Origin of the sequence: Marinomonas aquiplantarum, assembly GCF_003314975.1 — a bacterium.
GTDB lineage: Bacteria > Pseudomonadota > Gammaproteobacteria > Pseudomonadales > Marinomonadaceae > Marinomonas > Marinomonas aquiplantarum.
Window position 1 is genome coordinate 122722 of sequence record NZ_QNRF01000005.1, and the last position, 15188, is coordinate 137909.

Annotated in this window: 13 protein-coding genes; 11 read left to right on the forward strand and 2 right to left on the reverse strand. The window is 44.6% G+C overall.

Going from position 1 to position 15188, the window contains the following annotated elements:
- The first annotated feature begins 29 nt into the window (after nucleotides 1-29).
- From thiC to DFP76_RS10800, 6 genes are all read left to right on the forward strand, one after another.
- Entirely contained in the window at nucleotides 30-2072 is a 2043-nt protein-coding gene (gene thiC, locus DFP76_RS10775; protein ID WP_113874645.1) for a phosphomethylpyrimidine synthase ThiC, read from the forward strand.
- A 15-nt stretch (nucleotides 2073-2087) separates the two neighbouring features.
- Nucleotides 2088-3608, forward strand: coding sequence for a thiamine phosphate synthase (thiE, locus tag DFP76_RS10780; protein ID WP_113874646.1), 1521 nt, complete (start codon nucleotides 2088-2090; stop codon nucleotides 3606-3608).
- On the forward strand, nucleotides 3592-3789 hold the full coding sequence (thiS, locus tag DFP76_RS10785; RefSeq protein ID WP_113874647.1) for a sulfur carrier protein ThiS: 198 nt from the start codon (nucleotides 3592-3594) through the stop codon (nucleotides 3787-3789). Before thiE ends, thiS begins: the two co-directional genes overlap by 17 nt.
- Before the next feature lie 2 nt (nucleotides 3790-3791).
- Entirely contained in the window at nucleotides 3792-4571 is a 780-nt protein-coding gene (locus DFP76_RS10790; protein WP_113874648.1) for a thiazole synthase, read from the forward strand.
- The gene (gene thiH, locus DFP76_RS10795; RefSeq protein WP_113874649.1) at nucleotides 4568-5737 is read left to right on the forward strand and encodes a 2-iminoacetate synthase ThiH; all 1170 of its coding nucleotides are present in this window, start codon (nucleotides 4568-4570) and stop codon (nucleotides 5735-5737) included. Before DFP76_RS10790 ends, thiH begins: the two co-directional genes overlap by 4 nt.
- Before the next feature lie 170 nt (nucleotides 5738-5907).
- Nucleotides 5908-6354, forward strand: a complete 447-nt coding sequence (locus tag DFP76_RS10800; RefSeq protein ID WP_113874650.1) for a periplasmic heavy metal sensor — start codon at nucleotides 5908-5910, stop codon at nucleotides 6352-6354.
- Between the two features lie 74 nt (nucleotides 6355-6428).
- Here DFP76_RS10800 and aroA read toward each other — a convergent pair whose 3' ends face one another.
- Nucleotides 6429-7709, reverse strand: coding sequence for a 3-phosphoshikimate 1-carboxyvinyltransferase (gene aroA, locus DFP76_RS10805; protein ID WP_113874651.1), 1281 nt, complete (start codon nucleotides 7707-7709; stop codon nucleotides 6429-6431).
- A gap of 270 nt (nucleotides 7710-7979) precedes the next feature.
- Between aroA and DFP76_RS10810 the strand changes: the two genes are divergently transcribed.
- From DFP76_RS10810 to DFP76_RS10825, 4 genes are all read left to right on the forward strand, one after another.
- Complete coding sequence (locus DFP76_RS10810; protein WP_113874652.1) at nucleotides 7980-8879, forward strand: aldo/keto reductase; 900 nt, start codon at nucleotides 7980-7982, stop codon at nucleotides 8877-8879.
- A 170-nt stretch (nucleotides 8880-9049) separates the two neighbouring features.
- A complete protein-coding gene (locus DFP76_RS10815; RefSeq protein WP_113874653.1) occupies nucleotides 9050-9565 on the forward strand; it encodes a putative pterin-binding protein in 516 nt (171 codons plus the stop codon).
- Between the two features lie 7 nt (nucleotides 9566-9572).
- Nucleotides 9573-12002, forward strand: a complete 2430-nt coding sequence (locus DFP76_RS10820) for an ATP-binding protein (RefSeq protein ID WP_113874654.1) — start codon at nucleotides 9573-9575, stop codon at nucleotides 12000-12002.
- Complete coding sequence (locus tag DFP76_RS10825; RefSeq protein WP_113874655.1) at nucleotides 11999-13090, forward strand: response regulator; 1092 nt, start codon at nucleotides 11999-12001, stop codon at nucleotides 13088-13090. The genes DFP76_RS10820 and DFP76_RS10825 overlap by 4 nt, the downstream gene beginning before the upstream one ends.
- Before the next feature lie 51 nt (nucleotides 13091-13141).
- Here DFP76_RS10825 and DFP76_RS18360 read toward each other — a convergent pair whose 3' ends face one another.
- On the reverse strand, nucleotides 13142-13651 hold the full coding sequence (locus DFP76_RS18360; RefSeq protein WP_113874656.1) for a YchJ family protein: 510 nt from the start codon (nucleotides 13649-13651) through the stop codon (nucleotides 13142-13144).
- A gap of 80 nt (nucleotides 13652-13731) precedes the next feature.
- Between DFP76_RS18360 and sbcB the strand changes: the two genes are divergently transcribed.
- Nucleotides 13732-15186, forward strand: a complete 1455-nt coding sequence (gene sbcB, locus DFP76_RS10835) for an exodeoxyribonuclease I (RefSeq protein ID WP_113874657.1) — start codon at nucleotides 13732-13734, stop codon at nucleotides 15184-15186.
- The last annotated feature ends 2 nt before the right edge of the window (nucleotides 15187-15188 follow it).

Sequence of the window (15188 nt, forward strand, 5' to 3'; positions counted from 1 at the left end):
TTCTCACGTTATTAAAAAGGGAAATGCTCATGTCTAGCTACAACAACAAAAAACCAAACAAACAGTCACGCGAAGAGTCTCGTTTGGCTGCAAAAGCCTTTATCGAGTCACTTCAAGCCACGCCTTTTCCTGCTTCGGAACGTATTTATCTAGAGGGTAAGCGGGATGGTGTACGTGTGCCAATGCGTAAAATCAATCTCACCGACACGCCGATCGGTTCGGACCCTGACAAACTGACGTTTGAACCAAACGAAGCCATTTTTGTATACGATTGTTCAGGGCCTTACGGCGATCCACAAGAAAAAATCGATGTTCATCAGGGGATCAATCCATTGCGAGCCAATTGGATTGAAGAGCGTAATGACACAGAAACCCTTTCCGTGGTCAGTTCCAGCTTTACTCAATCTCGATTAGACGATGGTAAGTTGGATGAACTGAGGTTCCAGCATCTACCTAAAATACGTCGTGCTAAGTCTGGTCAATGTGTGACTCAAATGCATTATGCCAAAAAGGGAATAATTACTCCCGAGATGGAATACATTGCGATTCGTGAAAATCAAAACTTGCAAGCCATTAAGAGTGAGTTGCTTCTTAAGCAGCACCCAGGTCAAAGTTTTGGGGCCAACCTACAAGACAAGATTACACCAGAGTTTGTGCGAGACGAGGTAGCAAGAGGCCGTGCCATTATCCCTAATAATATTAACCACCCAGAATCTGAGCCGATGATCATCGGCCGTAATTTCTTGGTTAAAGTGAATGCCAACATTGGTAATTCGGCGGTGACGTCTTCCATTGAGGAAGAAGTGGAAAAACTGGTTTGGTCAACTCGTTGGGGCGCGGATACGGTAATGGACTTGTCCACGGGGAAAAACATACACGAAACCCGAGAATGGATTTTACGTAATTCCCCCGTTCCTATTGGTACTGTGCCGATTTATCAAGCCTTGGAAAAAGTCGATGGCATTGCGGAAAACTTAAACTGGGAGGTATTTCGTGACACCTTGATTGAACAGGCGGAGCAGGGTGTGGATTACTTCACAATCCACGCTGGGGTTTTGTTGCGTTATGTCCCACTGACGGCGAAGCGACTGACTGGCATTGTGTCTCGCGGCGGTTCGATTATGGCTAAATGGTGTTTGGCTCATCATACGGAGAGTTTTTTGTATGAGCGCTTTCGTGAGATTTGTGAGATTTGTGCGGCATACGATGTGGCGTTGTCATTAGGAGATGGTCTGCGCCCAGGGTCTATTATGGATGCCAATGATGAAGCGCAAATGTCGGAATTGAGAACCTTAGGCGAGTTAACAAAAGTGGCTTGGGAGTACGATGTTCAAGTCATGATTGAAGGGCCAGGGCATGTGCCGATGCAGTTAATTGAGCAGAATATGACTGAGCAATTAGAGCATTGTCATGAAGCGCCTTTTTATACATTGGGGCCATTAACGCAAGACATCGCACCAGGTTATGACCATATTACGTCTGGTATTGGTGCCGCTCAGATTGGTTGGTATGGTTGTGCCATGTTGTGTTACGTGACGCCGAAAGAGCACTTAGGTTTGCCGAACAAGGAAGACGTAAAGCAGGGCTTAATTACCTATAAAATTGCCGCTCATGCAGCGGATCTTGCTAAAGGTCATCCAGGCGCACAGATTCGCGATAATGCTCTTTCGAAGGCGCGTTTTGAATTTCGCTGGGAAGATCAATTTAATTTGTCTCTTGACCCAGAAACCGCTCGTGCTTATCACGATGAAACCTTGCCTCAAGCATCAGGTAAAGTGGCGCATTTCTGCTCTATGTGTGGTCCAAAATTCTGTTCGATGAAGATTACTCAAGAAGTACGTGATTATGCCGCTGGACTAGAAGCGAATGCCATTGATTTAGTTGCTATTGAGGAAAATGATCCGATTGCTGGCATGCAAAAAATGTCTGAGCAGTTTCGAGATTTAGGCAGTGATGTGTATTTGACGACGGATAAAATTGATTCAAACCGATTCTCTGAGTCGTCAACAAGTGAGGTGTCAGCGGTAAATAAAACGGCTGCGACAACGGATCTTGAAACAGGCCAACCTTAAATAGGAGGTGAGATAATGTCAAAACCTCCTGTTATTTGGTGTGTTGGCGGGTCTGACTCGTCAGCACACGCAGGGTTGCAAGCCGACTTACGAACCGGACAAGACCTAGGATGCCATGTGCAATCAATCGTCACCTGTGTGACGGCGCAAAATTCTAAAATTGTTGATTCAGTTGAGCCCGTTAGTGTGGCGATGTTTGATGCGCAATGGCACACGCTGTTGGATGATGTGTGGCCGCAAGCCATTAAGGTGAGTTTGTTGCCCAATTATGAGTTGGTTGTCGCGTGTAGTAAGTGGTTAGCAAACATAAAACAGCAACGTCCTGAAATTAGCATTGTGTTTGATCCGGTTATGGCGGCCAGCAGCGAAGCAGGTAATCGGTTACAACAAAGTGAGGCGGCCACAGAGTTACTGACTCTAATGCTGCCTTATGTGGATTATCTCACACCAAACTTACTGGAATTTGAAGCGTTAACTCAGATTTCGGCGCATCAACCGGTCAACCAAATTGCCTTTCAAATCACTGAGAAATATGGCGTTAACCAAGTTTCTTGGTTGTTGAAAGGCGGTCATCATGAAGCGGCCACGGCGACAGATTGGTGGTTTAAAGGCGAAAGTGTGTGTGGTTTTTCAACGGACAAGTTGTCTGTTCATAATACTCGTGGCACAGGTTGTACATTATCAACTGCGTTGGCCTGTTTTCTGGGATATGACTACTTTGCTGACGATGCGATCACTATGGCAAAGGCTTACATTACCGGTGCGCTTAAAACTGGCGTGCAAATAGGGCAAGGAGCCGGGCCATTAGGTCGACCAGGTTGGCCGGAGAAAATTGAGAACTTACCTAATATTGTTACCGCTGAAAGTAACTTAGGACAGTCGCTGGCATTTGCAGAAATGAATGTGGATTCAATGGGGTTATACCCTGTAGTGGATTCCATTTATTGGTTGGAGCGAGTGTTGAAGCAAGGGGTTCGCATTGCCCAGTTGCGCATTAAGGACGCCGATTCAGCTCAACTCGATGAGCAAATCCAGCAGGCGATCTTGCTAGGAAAAACTTACCAAGCACAGGTGTTCATCAATGATTATTGGGAAAAAGCCATTGAATACGGTGCTTATGGTGTGCACTTAGGGCAGGAAGATTTGTTGGTGGCTGACTTAGCACGTATTCAACAAGCTGGTTTGCGTTTAGGCGTGAGTACGCATGGGTATTTTGAGATTGCTCGAGCTCTGGCGTTTAAGCCTAGCTATATTGCGCTGGGGCATATCTATCCCACGCAAACAAAACAAATGCCTTCGCAACCTCAGGGGCTTAAGCGTCTGCAGCATTACGTCAATTTACTCAAAGGTCATTACCCTACGGTAGCCATTGGCGGGATTAACTGCGAACGCTTTGCTGCTGTTACGGCCACAGGAGTAAACAGTGTCGCTATGGTAACCGCCATTACCTTAGCCGAATCGCCTGAACAGGTGACTCGTTTTCTGATAGAGCAGTTTGCGCAATCAAAAGAGGTCGAAAATGCAAATATATCTTAATGACAAACCGTTCGAGTTTGATGGTCGTTATGTTCAAGACTTAATTGATACGTTGCAAAAAGAGTCTAATGGTGTGGCGGTGGCCATAGATCAGAACATCATTCCTCGCAGTGCTTGGGAAACGACCGATCTACTCGCTTCTTGTCGTGTGTTTATTTTTGAATCCATTGCTGGAGGTTAGGTATGGAACCCTTGATTATTGCTGATCATGCGTTTTGTTCTCGTTTGTTTGCTGGTACTGGAAAGTATGCCAGCGCCGAAGCGATGACGGAATCCATCTTGGCCAGTGGCACGGAATTGGTAACGCTATCTTTACGACGTTTGGATTTGCAGCATCAAACGGACAATATTCTCAAGCCCTTACAAAGCATGGGGGTAAAGTTATTACCTAATACGTCTGGGGCAAGAAATGCAAAAGAAGCCATCTTTGCGTCTGAGTTGGCTCGCGAGGCGTTACAGACAAATTGGGTGAAACTAGAAATACACCCAGATCCACGTTACCTGATGCCGGATGGTAATGAAACCTTGGCCGCTGCAGAGGCGTTGGTAAAAAAAGGCTTTGTTGTAATGCCTTATGTGCATGCTGACCCTGTTCTGTGCAAACGTCTGGAAGAGGTTGGCTGTCAATGTGTCATGCCTTTAGGTTCGCCTATAGGATCGAACATGGGGCTGGCGAGTCGACCTTTTTTAGACATCATTATTGAACAGGCTAATGTACCAGTGATTGTGGACGCGGGGATTGGTGCGCCATCGGATGCTTCTCTGGCTTTGGAAATGGGGGCGGATGCGGTCTTGGTGAATACCGCGATGGCTGTAGCGAAACAACCAGAGCAAATGGGTAAGGCGTTTCGTTTGGCGGTCGAAGCAGGTCGATTAGCGTACGAATCTGGATTAGGGGAGAAGCGGTTTGATGCGGCGCATGCCACTAGCCCACTAACGGAGTTTATCGGGGCTTTGTCATGAGTAAGGCGTCTGTTTTGCGTGTTGTTGAGCAGAGCCCAGCTATTGCAGGTCAGTTCAGTCAGGTGCTTGAAGGTCTGGACTGGCAAACCATGACTCGCAGTCATCAAATGAAAACTGAACAGGATGTGATTCGGGCTCTGGCAAAAGATAAGTTGGACGTAGACGATTTTGCCGCGTTAATTTCGTCCGCTGCAGCGCCTTATTTGCTGGAGATGGTGAGCAAGAGTGAGCGTATTACTCAACAGCGTTTCGGCAACACGATTAGTTTATTTGCGCCACTGTATTTGTCGAATACCTGTGCCAATGAGTGTACGTATTGTGGTTTTTCTATGTCGAATGCCATTCGCCGTCTGACACTTAATGAGCAGCAAGTAGATGCTGAGGTGGCTGCTATTAAGGCGAAAGGATTTGACCATATCCTGCTAGTGACTGGTGAGACAAATAAGGTCGCTATGCCGTATTTTGAGCGTATGTTGCCGCGCATAAAGCCTCATTTTAGTCAGCTCTCAATGGAAGTTCAGCCATTAGAAAAGACGGATTATGAGCGTCTTCAGCAGTTGGGACTGGATGCGGTCTTGGTGTATCAAGAAACCTATCGACGTAAAACCTACCTAGAGCATCATTTGCGCGGCAATAAGGGCAACTTTCATTATCGCTTAGATGCGCCGGATCGTATTGGTCAGGCGCAGATTCATAAAATAGGATTAGGAGTACTGTTGGGCTTAGAGGATTGGCGAACGGATTCTATTGCCATGGCTCATCACCTACGCCATTTGCAAAAGCGTTATTGGCGTAGTCGTTTTAGTGTGGCGTTTCCTAGGATTCGTCCTTGTAAAGGTGGGATTGAACCTAAATCCGTGATCAGCGATCGCCAACTGGTTCAATTGATTGCCGCTTGGCGGTTGTTCGATGCGGATTTAGAGATGAGTCTGTCGACACGTGAATCCCCTAGTTTTAGACAACATGCTGTAAAAATGGGCTTTACGACCATGAGCGCTGAGTCAAAAACTCAGCCAGGGGGTTATGCCGAAGAAGCTGAGCCTGCTTTGGAACAGTTTGAAATTAGTGATGAAAGAAGCGTCGCTGAGATTGCAGCGATGATTCACGCGCAAGGGAAAGAGGTAGTTTGGAAAGATTGGGATCCAGCCTTAACAAGTCGATCTTAATTTGGGAAATGTGCATTCACTGAGTGTTTTATTTAGCTTGGTGGATACATTCATCAGCTTGTTGACGCCATGTTGACAAGCTTTATCACTCTCTCCTTGGTCTTTGGCTCGGTTTGACGTAACTCTAGACATAATGTCTTCATCGCAAACAGAACGACTGAGGAGAAAGTATGTTGACCAACAAAAAAACTGGCATGATTGCTGTCACATGTTTGGGCATTGCGTTAATTGCTGGTGTGACGATGAAAGCCTTTGCAGAACCTGAAGATGCGAAAATGGCGGCACCCAATCATGAGCAATTGGCGGAACGCATTGCCGATAAGTTGGGCTTGGACAGTAATGCGGAAGAAAAAGTGTCAGCATTGTTTGAACGAGATGGTCAAAAAATCCGCAAAATTCAAGAACAGCTCCACAAAACTCAAGTGGCATTGAGTCAGCTTACGCCTAATTCAAAAGGCTATTTGAAGCAAGTTGATACTCTGGCAGATAAAAGTGCCAAGCAAACTAAGGCGCTAACCATGGCGTATGCGGAGAATCGAGCGTCTCTGTATGAGTTGCTGACACCGAAACAGATTAAAATGTTGGAAACGCCAGCCACGCCTGAGAATCAAAAGTAATTTCCTATAAAAAAGCCCCAGTGACCTGTGAAAGAATGCATAGGTCACTGGGGCTTGGTCTGTCTGGTCAACCGTTACGATTGAGTGACTTGATTGAATAGCTCAAAGTAGGTTGGGAAGGTCTTAGAGGTGCAACCTGGATCATTGATAGTGACCGGTGTATCTGAGAAGGCGACTAATGAGAAGCACATTGCAATACGGTGATCATTGTACGTATCGATAGCCGCGTGCTGTAAGGTTTTTACAGGTGTTACGCTAATGAAATCTTCACCTTCAATGACTTCGGCACCCAGTTTTTTAAGCTCGGTGGCCATGGCGCTTAAACGGTCCGTTTCTTTAACGCGCCAGTTATAAATATTACGGATGCGAGTCGTGCCTTCTGCAAACAGGGCTGTCGTGGCGATCGTCATGGCGGCATCTGGAATGTGGTTCATATCTAGGTCTACGCCTTTTAGCGTTTGACGTTCTGCTTCTATCCAAGTTGGTCCATAAGTGATTTTCGCACCCATTTTTTCCAGTACCTCGGCGAACTTTACATCCCCTTGAACACTGTCTGTACCAACGCCATGCACTTTGATTTTACCACCAGCAATCGCTGCGGCAGCTAAAAAGTAAGAGGCAGATGAGGCATCACCTTCGACCATGATTTCGCCAGGGCTTTGGTAAGTCTGTTGAGCTTTGACTATAAAGGCTTGGTAGTTTTGATTTTCTACCTCGACACCAAATTGTTTCATGGCATGCAAGGTAATATCGATATAAGGCTTAGAAACCAGTTCACCATCAACTTTAATAGTAAGGTCCTGTCGCGCTAGCGGTGCGCTCATTAAAATGGCTGTCAAGAACTGGCTTGAAATGTTGCCTTTAATGGATACTTCGCCGCCGTTTAAACCATTGGCCTTAATGCGCAGTGGTGGATAGTTCACCTCGCCTTCGTATTGAATGTCCACACCAAGTGCTTTTAGGGCATCGACTAGGTCGCCAATCGGGCGTTCGTGCATGCGTGGCTCACCGTGCAAGCGAAACTCGCCTTGACCAAGGCATAGTGCTGCAGTTAAAGGGCGCATTGCGGTGCCAGCATTCCCCAGAAATAAGTCACCGAAATCGGCTTGGATGGGGCCACCCAGACCTTCTAATACGCACGTTGTGCCTTTATCTTCTAGGCGGTAGTTTACGCCTAATTGAGTCAGGCTTTCGAGCATATGGCGAATGTCATCACTGTCTAATAGATTGGTGATTTTGGTGGTACCTTTGGCAAGGGTTGCTAGTAACAAAATGCGATTTGAAAGACTTTTTGAGCCTGGAATTTGGATTTCGCCGTCAGCCTTAGAAAGAGGGCCAAGAGTTATAGAGTTCATGTTTGTATCCATCACAGTGGTTTAAGTTTGTTGTTAATGAGCGCCTAGTGGCTAAATAAATAAAGGGTCAATGTATGGCTCAAAAAATATCCCGTCTGTAAGTGGTCGCGTCGCTCTGTGTTAGAGGTCAGTCTTGAATGAGGTACATTATACATTTGATCGAGAGGTGTGTCAGGCATGAGTGCTAGGAATCTTTCTGTGTATGGTTGAGTTATCTTATTGATTGCATAGAATACGTGACCATTGTTCATTTCGATTAAGGATTTCATTATGCGCCATCAGTATCATCCATTGGGTTTTGAAGGGTCTCGCATTGCTCAAGGTTTTTGGCGTTTGCAAGAATGGGGTTGGTCAGCACAAGAAACATTAACCTTTATCGAGCAATGTTTGGCGCTCGGCGTGACCACATTTGATCATGCGGATATTTATGGCGACTATCAGTGTGAAGGCTTGTTTGGTGAGGCATTAAAGCGTAAGCCAGAGCTTCGTGACAAGATGGAAATTGTCACCAAATGCAGTATTTTATTGCCGTCAGAACAACGTCCAGAGATAAAAGTCCATCGTTACGACTATCGTCGTGAGCACATTTTAGCGAGTGTGGATCGTTCATTGGACAATCTACAATGTGAATACATTGATACTTTGTTGTTGCATCGCCCAAGCCCTTTGATGGATGCCGATGAAGTGGCGCAGGCATTTGATCACTTGTTCACCTTGGGCAAGGTGAAGCATTTTGGTGTGTCTAATTTCACTCCGCAGCAGTTTGATTTACTGCAGTCACGCACCGATGCTCCATTAATTGTTAATCAGGTTGAGTTATCGCCACTGGCCTTGCAGCATTTTCAGGATGGTACTTTAGATCATATGCAGCAGCATGCGGTTACCCCAATGGCTTGGTCGCCTTTTGCTGGTGGTGATTTGTTTAGCGGACAAACTGAGCGAACCTTGCGTGTGCGTAATGTGCTAAATGAACTGGCTGAAGCGTTGGGAGTATCCGTTGACCAAGTTGTAGTCGCTTGGTTGTTAAGGCACCCTGCTGGTATTTGTCCTGTAATGGGATCCGGTAATATTGAGCGATTACAAAGTGCCGTTGAGGCTTGTCAGATTCGTTTAAGTGACGACGATTGGTTTCGTGTTCTTATTGCGTCACAAGGTCATGATGTGCCGTAAAAGCAAGTATTTAGATGCATTAAAGGCCGCCAAAAGCGGCTTTTTTTGTATCTCGTGTTATAGCCCTTTGTTTTGCTAGGTTGATAAAGCGTAGCGTTTCGTAAGCGCCTAGATAAAAGCCAGCTTGGTTTATTTATACTGCTTAGTGATTTCAATTCACGAGGTAGAGTATGACTAAATCCAGTGTTCTAGCGTGCGTCACTTACATTTTGTCAGCGGTTATCAGTATCACTGCTTCAGCGGCCAGCTTACCTGAGCCAACTGGTAAGGTGATCTTAACGATTTCAGGTCAAATTACTCACACTAATACCGACAATAATACAGCCGAGTTTGATCGTGAGATGCTGTTGTCTTTGGGCGTATTTGATGTTGAAACGGTCACTCCTTGGACGGAAGGGTCTGACTTGTATCAGGGGCCAATGTTAAGTTCCGTTTTACAAGTAGTTGGCGCCATGGGCGACACTTTGAAAGTGTCTGCTCTAAACGACTACAGTGCAAAGATGCCGGTTTCTGATGCATTTGACTATGATGTTCTTTTAGCAATGGACATGAACGGAAAGCCAATGTCGATTCGTGATAAAGGTCCGCTGTTTGTTCTCTATCCTTTCAGCGACATGCCAGAGCTAAATAACGAGATCATTCACAATCGTTCAGTTTGGCAAATTAAAGCTATGCTAGTCGAGTAATTTACTGATGAAGGCTTTGTCGCTACCAAGACCGCTGCGTTCTGTTGCAGAAAAACGTTCATCAATATATTTATTGGTGAGTGCGGCGGTCATATTTTTAGCAGTAACGGCGGGGATTTTTTATGAGTTGGTCGAGCGGCAAAAAGTAATTATGTCTGCTGTTGAAGAAGATGCTTTGTGGGCATCTTATCAACTGGATAGAGAAGCATTAAAACTGAGAAATGCTTTGAAGTTGTTGGAGGACCAAGCAGATGAAGAGCGCTTACAAGAGGTACGAGATCGTTTTGATATTCTCTATAGCCGCTTAAATATTGTGAAGTTTGGTCAGCTTAAGCAAGTGTTTCAACGATTACCGAATGCTGATCAGGTAATCGAAGTAATTTCCCAAAAACTAATTTATCTCGATTCATTATTGTTTGTTGACGACGATCAGGTGGATGTAAAAAATGCACTTAAGGAAAGCAATAGTATCCTTAAAACAACCGAATCCATCGTATTAGATACGCTTACGTTAAGGTCGGCTGAAAAGGTTGAGCGAAGAGCTGTGTCTTATGATTTGTTCATCAAGTTGGCCAGTCTGATTTTAGTGTTGGCGATGACCGTGATGTTCATTATCTATATGTTGTTCAGGCAATTAAGAATTGCGACGGAATCCTATCAAAAATCCATAGAGCTTACCGATGAATTGGGGCTGGCCGTACAGTCAGCCGAAGAAGCTCTAAAAGTGAAATCAGAGTTCATGGCAACAATGAGTCATGAAATTCGAACCCCAATGAATGCCATTATCGGCTTTAGTCATCTACTCTTAGAAGAGGCGTTAGACGATAAGGTTCATGATAGAGTAAAAAAAATCCAAACTTCTGCCGATGCCTTGCTCCATATTATCAATGGCATATTAGAGTTTTCAAAACTGGAGTCAGACGGTGTTGAGCTAGAAGAAGCAGAGTTTAGTCTGGATAACGTCTTGGAATACGTTTATCAAGTCAATGCAGAGATGGCTGGTAAGAAGAACCTTCATTTTAGTGTTAGCAGGGATTTTGAGTTATCCAATCGTTTGATTGGTGATCAAACACGACTACAGCAAATTATGATTAATTTGCTAAGTAACGCCATTAAATTTACCAATGAAGGGCGAGTCGATTTGCGAGTAGGGTTGGCTGACGAAGGTCATCTGCTTATAGAAGTGCAAGATACTGGTGTTGGTATTGCGAACAATGTGGATGTGTTCGAATCTTTTATGCAAGCGGACAGTAGTACTACACGTTTGTTTGGTGGTACTGGCTTAGGCTTAAGTATTACACGTCAACTAGTGGATTTATTTGGTGGTGCACTCACTTATGTTAGCGGTGACGGGACGGGGACTTTGTTTAAAGTCGTTTTGCCGTATCGACCGGTGGAGTCAACTCGACAGCAAAATTCTAATTTGGTGTTGTTAAAAGATGATGTTTATCTAGCGGCGTTTTTACTTGAAAGTGGCATGAAGAACATTGTGTTGTCTGAGGCCGAAGAGGTTGTTAAGGATTTTTCAAGTCAGTCACAAGGCTTAGCTCTTGGTACTCTTTTAGTGAGTTACGACTACTTTTCTCGATCTAAGCATGAGTACCCTGATTTGTGTCAAACACTGAAGAATCATGCGGCAATTTATTGTAAACAAGATATGCCTCAGCACACGGAATCTTGCTCGGTTTTAGTAACGCCAAATCAGGTTGAAGAGTTAAAAAACAAGAACCGGGTGTTAATGTTTGCCTATGATTGCGACGATGCATCCGAACAAAATGGCTCACTAGAATCCCACTTCATGAAGGATAAACACATTCTATTGGCAGAAGATAATGTTGTGAATGCCAATATAGTGAAGGCGATCTACAACAAAATGGGGATAACACTTGATTGGGCAGAGAATGGTGAACAAGCTTATGCTAATGCTATAGAGACTCATTATGATTTGATTTTGATGGATATTCGGATGCCGATTATGGACGGTTATCAAGCCACCCAGCTGATTCGAGATGCATTAGGTGACAAAGCCCCCATTATTTTATGTTTAACCGCAGATGTGGTGAACGTTGATGGTGCTGAAAAGGTGGGCTCATTATTTGATGATGTCATGTATAAGCCACTTGATCATCATATGTTAATTAAGAAAACAATATCGTTACTAACGGCGAAAGAGTCGATTCGTCACGAACAGACAGTCGTTTCCACGGGGCTCAAATCGCCTGATCAAAAAGAAAAAATGGCAGAGATCGAAGTCATTGAGCAGCTGTTACTGGTTGGGGATGTGTCTTCTGAAGGTAAAGTGGAAGAGCTGTTAATTCAGCTGAAGGACAAAAGTCAGCAGGAAACACTTCAGCAAGTATTATCCTATATTAAGAACTATGACTTCCAAGATGCTATTAGGGTTTTGAAAGAATTGAAAAGGTTGTATTTATCATGAGTTTACACGGACAAAAGCCAATGAATATGATGACCGAAGGTATTGATATGCTCAAAGGCAAGAAAAAAGTGTTGATCGTGGATGATGTGCCAAGAAACATTGACTTGCTTAAAGGCATTCTGGCAGAGCACTATCAGGTTCAGGTCGCAAAAAGTGGCGAAGCCGCGTTGAGCGTTATTGCGGCTAGTGTGCCAGATGTAATCTTGTTGGACGTTATGATGCCTGGGATGAGCGGTTTTGAAGTATGTAAAAGGCTAAAAAGCCAGCAGCAAACGGCAGACATTCCGGTGATCTTTTTAACGGCAGCAACCGATGCTCAAAATGAAATTGAAGGCTTTAGGGTGGGGGCTGTGGACTTCATTACTAAGCCTATATCACCCATGACGACTTTGTCGAGAGTGTCAACTCATCTGAAATTATCGGAAAACGATAAACAAAATAAAGCCATCATTGCGGCCCGTACTCAGCAGTTAGATGAGGCTCTTGAATCGGCAGTAACCATGCTGGGGGAAGTGGGGCATTTGAATGATTCCGATACGGGTATTCACATGTGGCGAATGGCAGATTACAGTGCGGCGTTAGCCAGAGCGGCAGGCTGGGATGAAGCGCAAGTGGAGTTGTTACGGTTAGCCGCACCCATGCACGATACTGGCAAGGTCGCCATACCTCATTCGATTTTAAAATCGCCTAATAAGCTAACGGATGAGGAAATGGAGGTCATGAAATCGCATACGGTGGCAGGTTTTAATATTTTAAGTAAAAGTAATGCGCCATTATTTCAATTGGCTGCTCAGGCGGCACTTGGTCATCATGAAAAATGGGATGGATCTGGTTATCCATATGGTTTGGCAGAGGAGGCTATACCTCAATCGGCTCGAATCGTGGCAATGGCGGATGTCTTCGATGCGCTGACTATGGAGCGTTCCTATAAAAATAGTTGGACGATTGAGGAAGCGTTGGCGCACATTGAGCGTTCGGCTGGCTCTCATTTTGACCCAGAATTAGTGCGTCTATTTTTATCCATCAAAGACGAGCTGATTAGCATTCAGAAAAAATGGCATCTACGAGAATTAGAGCAAACAAACTAAGGCTGTTAATAGAGCCTTAGTTCGTGGAAGAGAGGGAAGATTGGGTTGGTGCTAAGTTAATGCACAACACTTTTTGAATTTTTTACCGGATCCACAGGAGCATGGGTCATTACGGCCTATCTTCATTTCATCGGATTTGATTAAAGGCGTGTTTTTTTCTACCTCATGCTCACCAGATAAGTAAAACCATTGACCTTTCACTTTCTTGAACAAAGAGCGTTCACTGAGGCGCCCTATGTGTTTCCCTTCTTTGAAATGAGCTGAAAAAGACACCATGCCAGTTTTATCTTTTTCTAAACCGTCTTCTGTGTCGTTGATTTCGAGTTTAATCCATTGGGTGTGTTGATTGCTTTCTTCTATGTCATTCGCATTTTGCTTTGGGTCTTCTTTGAGCTTTTGAGTAGCCGCAATGTACTCAAAGTCGCCAATCGCGAATGCGGTATACCGTGAACGCATTAAAATTTCCGCTGTTGGCGCAGTACCAGGGTTGTTATGGTACATTCCACAGCACATTTCGTAAGGATTGCCCGTTCCACATGGGCAATTCACAGGGATTGGCATAGAACAGCTCCTCTCATCGCCAAAAACACTTTAAGATGCGTATAATACGGTTTTTCTTTAACGGCTAACAGGAATTATTTGTGACTGCAGCGGGCCCAACGTCATTTTTTTGGTTTGATTTTGAAACAACAGGAACGGACCCAGCGAGAGATCGTCCTATGCAATTCGCCGGCATTAGAACCGATCTCAATTTTAATCCTATTGGTGAGCCTGTTATGTTTTACTGCCGTTTGGCAGAAGATACATTGCCTCAACCGGAAGCTTGTTTATTGACAGGTATTAGTCCGCAAGATGCGAATCGTGAAGGTTTGTGTGAAGCGGAATTTATGCAGGCAGTAGAAGCGGAGTTATCCCTTCCTGGAACTTGTGCGCTCGGTTATAACACCATACGTTTTGATGACGAAGTGGTGCGACATGGGTTTTATCGTAACTTCATCGACCCATACGCTCGTGAATGGCAAAATAATTGCTCCCGTTGGGATATGATTGATTTAGTTCGTATGACCTATGCCATGCGGCCAGATGGTATTGTCTGGCCAAAGAAAGACGATGGTCAGGTGTCCATGAAGTTAGAGGATCTGACTAAGGCAAACAATATTGCTCATGAACAAGCTCATGATGCCTTATCGGATGTGTACGGCACCATTGAAATAGCAAAATTGATCCAAGACAAGCAGCCTAAATTATTTTCGTATTATTTTAAAATGCGCCAAAAGCATGAACTACAACAGTTCATTGATCCTGTCCGTATGAAGCCCTTTCTTCATATTTCTGGCATGTTTGGACAGGCACGACATTATGCAGCGTTTGTGGTGCCTATTGCGCCACATCCAACGAATAAAAATGGTGTGATTGTGTGGGATTTAATGGAAGATGCCCAACCCCTTTTAGAGTTAAGTGTGGAACAAATTCGTCATCGGGTTTTTGCTCGGCAAGATGAGCTTGGCAATGTGTCGCGTTTACCGCTAAAGGTAATTCATTACAATCGTGCGCCCGCGGTAGCGCCTGCGACCTTCTTAAAAGACGAACAGATCGTGACTCGCCTTGGATTAGATGGGGACAAATGTCGTCACAATCTTGCCATGATAAAACAGCATACTGGTTTGGCTGCCAAGCTTAGTGATGTGTTTATCCAAGAAGAACGTAAGATAGATAAAGATCCGGATTTAATGTTGTATTCAGGTGGTTTCTTTTCGCGGGAAGATAAAACCAGAATGGATACCATTCGATCGACACCAGCAGAGCATTTGGCTGAGCTGAGTTTGTCCTTTGATGATCGACGTTTACCTGAAATGTTGACGCGTTACATTGGTCGTAATTACCCGGAACAGTTAACTGAACAACAACGACAGGAATGGGAAGAATATCGTCAAATTCGATTGTTAGAGGCAGATGGCGGTGGCTCCATAACCATGGCGCAGTATTTTGATCGTTTAAATGCTATCGCCCAAACACCAGATTTGTCGAGCCACCAACAAATCATGCTGCAAGATTTAGCGGACTATGCGCAAAGTATTTACCCAATGGATATGTAAGG